This is a genomic window from Eisenbergiella sp. OF01-20 (assembly GCF_003478085.1).
In the GTDB taxonomy this organism is placed as follows: Bacteria; Bacillota; Clostridia; order Lachnospirales; family Lachnospiraceae; genus Eisenbergiella.
The window spans coordinates 1-664 of record NZ_QUES01000097.1 but is presented as its reverse complement, the minus strand read 5'-3'; the positions used below and the strand labels follow the sequence as shown (position 1 = coordinate 664).

1 pseudogene is annotated in these 664 nt (G+C 42.6%); it reads right to left on the bottom strand.

What is annotated here, in order from left to right:
- Positions 1-382: 382 nt before the first annotated feature.
- Positions 383-664 (bottom strand): annotated as a pseudogene (locus tag DXA36_RS32605) (hypothetical protein); the annotation flags it as partial.

The window sequence follows — 664 nt, the reverse complement described above, 5'->3', positions numbered from 1 at the left end:
TTCCTCCTTAATTATACATAATATGTGTAGAATTTACAACATCACAATAAAAATAAAACGGGATTAAATGGAACGGAATGTTCCGGAAATAAAAACAGAATCACTATAGCCGATGTGTGATTATTATAATACGGAAAAAACAATAACATCTCTGAAATATTCGGGATGCCGCAGAAACGAAACAGGACCACCGCAAAAAAATTCCACAATCTGATTATAAACGCCGTTTGAGACAGACTGAAGATTAAATAATATACTCAAACTTCGCAGGAGCAAAATGGCCTTCCGCCCGCTGGCAGAGCGGTGTCCCCAGGACGGAAAAGGAATGTTCACCAGATCCTCTCAGGCCATTCTCCAGACAATTTTCAATCATGCTGTACCGTCAGCCTCTCTCAATCCGGTATTCCTGGTACAGCCTGTTCCTATATTCTTTATTTTTGATCGCTTTCCGAAGATCCTCCGTACGGAAATCGGCAAGAAGCTTTTCCGACAATTCAGCGAAATAATCCTCTCCTAATTCCAGCCCCCGCCTTTTTCCCTGATTCACACCATCATTATAAAGATCATCCAATGCCTTACACATATCACAAGTTTCCTCCTTTACATGCAACGTTGTCAAAAGCCGCGTCCCTTTGGCGGCAGCCGCCAGGAAAAGAGCAGCGTC